This window comes from Ekhidna sp. (assembly GCF_040223195.1).
Classification (GTDB): domain Bacteria; phylum Bacteroidota; class Bacteroidia; order Cytophagales; family Cyclobacteriaceae; genus Ekhidna.
The window spans coordinates 1-2,174 of record NZ_JAVKDX010000005.1; the positions used below are offsets into that span (position 1 = coordinate 1).

Annotated in this window: 1 protein-coding gene; it reads right to left on the minus strand. The window is 48.9% G+C overall.

Annotated elements, in window-relative coordinates; all coding sequences use genetic code 11:
• On the minus strand, positions 1–2,174 hold a 2,174-nt coding region (locus RLN88_RS01385), incomplete at both ends, for an RHS repeat domain-containing protein (protein WP_350219576.1).

The window sequence follows — 2,174 nt, forward strand, 5'->3', positions numbered from 1 at the left end:
TAGGCCCTTGGCTGCTCGCTTTGGCTATTGGCAAACAGCGCGGAACTTCCAGAACTCAATGCACTGGATAATGAACTGCCTTGTCCTTCTAATCCGGTTGCTGCGCCTGCTAAATTGAATGCATCAAGTATAGCAGAAGCAATACCTGCTACCGGTGTATTATCCGTGAAAGCTGCGCCATACTTCGCCCATACTTCTATGTCTACTTCATCACCCGGCGCGATGGTCAGCACCTTGGCCGGCCCAACCTGTCGGTTAGCCACTGCCCCATTCAGCGCTACACTACCCTTACCCAGTGGCGTATGGTTTTCTGCGGCGCTTCGTATGTCATCATTCGGAAATTTGAAGTGGGTTTCTTCATACGCTTCCCGGTTCAGCTCCATGGTGGCGGTGTAGATGTTTCGCTCGGGCAGGTTGCCAAAGGCCACCCGGTTGTTGCCCTGATGGTCGGTAATGAAGTACTCGTAGTGGTATACCCCGATTTGCTCATAGGCTCGGCCTTCATCGGTAAACACCTGGTTGATCTCATCGTCCAGGTATTCCACCAGGCCTACAGAGTCCACTTTGGCAATGGAGTTGCCATCGGCATCCAGTACTTCTTTGGCCAGCCGGTTGCGGGCTGCATCATAGGTGTACACAATGGAGGTAAGGATCTCATCTTCATCCAGGAAATCGATGCGATCTACCAATTGCATGTAATTGTAATGAAGTGCTATCTCCTTATGCGCATCAAAGGTCATGTTGCCCATCCCGTCATATTCATACTCGGTGCTTCCCAGGGTCTTGATTCCCGAAGGAATGTTGTCATCGTTGAAGCCTGCCTTGGTGCCGCTATCCTGCACGGCATCCAGCTTATTGCTATTGGGGAGGTAGGTGTAGGTTAGGTTGTCTATCTCTTCGCCATCAGCCTTTCTGCTAAGGGAATGGATGTTTCCATTATCGTCATACTGTCCCACGGATATGCTGAAGGCATTGGCCGTGGCAGGATCATTGAGTGAGGCTCCTGTGCCGTAAGATGTGGAGGTAAGCCTGCTTTGGTGGTCGTAAGAGAAGGCGATACCGGTTTTAGTTCCCCCCTGTGGTCCTCCGCCAACAGGCGGATCAGAGGTTGGGGTGATATTGGTTGCGTTCCACACCATGGCATTGACCATGCCGTCATAGCGTGGGCTGGTTGGGCTACCGTTGATCGATGTGGATGCTTCATAGAAATACTCCATGCCGAAGAGGTCATTTTCGCCATCATCCAAATCTGCGTCATTGATGCGGGTCATGGCGCCCTGGAGGTTGTAGCGGTAGTCAATGGATTGTAAGTAGGACACCCCGTTCAAGGAATGAAGATTCTTTTCAACCAGCTCACCGAGAATGTTGTAATGGTAATCACCAACAACCACCCGATCTCCATTATCTATGGTTTGATAGGTTTTGAGAAGTTGTCCATTGTGCGCGTATTCGTATTCGCTGAGAATAGAAACATCATCAGTAGCACTGGAGTGCTCCACCAGCATCTGCTTCAACTCTCCTTTCCAATCCAGGTCATTGGTCAAACGGTCTTTTCCGCCTTTGTGGTTTTCAGAGACGGTCTGAATGACCCGTCCTCTTTCGTCGTAGTAAACAACCGTATTTAGCCAGGTGTCTGTCCCCAGGACTTTTACCTTGCTCCCTGTGGAGCGGTCAGGTACGTTCGCATAATGTGACCGGGCAGGGATAATCTCAAAATCGTAAGAACTGTAATACGCATCCTGATTGGTTATTTGCTGAGGGGCTGTTTCCGGATGGGAAGTAGAATACAGCCAAATACCGACACCTTCCCTGGTCGCATACTTATTTCCATCCAGTGTGGAAAGATCGTATATTTTCAAATTCTCAGTCAGTAGGATATACCCATCAGGTGCCCATCCGTATTCACTACCCCCAAGCGGAGTGGTAAAAGAAAAATTATTTCCTTCTTCGTCCCAGTCAGGGTACTCCAGAAAATCATAATTATCAAAGTAGCTGACGGTATGGATTTCATATTCATCTGACGAATAATCCACATTTAAATCAGGAAAGCTTTTGTATTTGGTATACCCTCTGGAGTTGTTGGTATTAACCGTCTCGTATCGTGCACTCTCCGCTGTAATCAAATTCAATACACCCTGAAGCTCTCCCCGATCCCGTTCTTCATGTATTTCCCC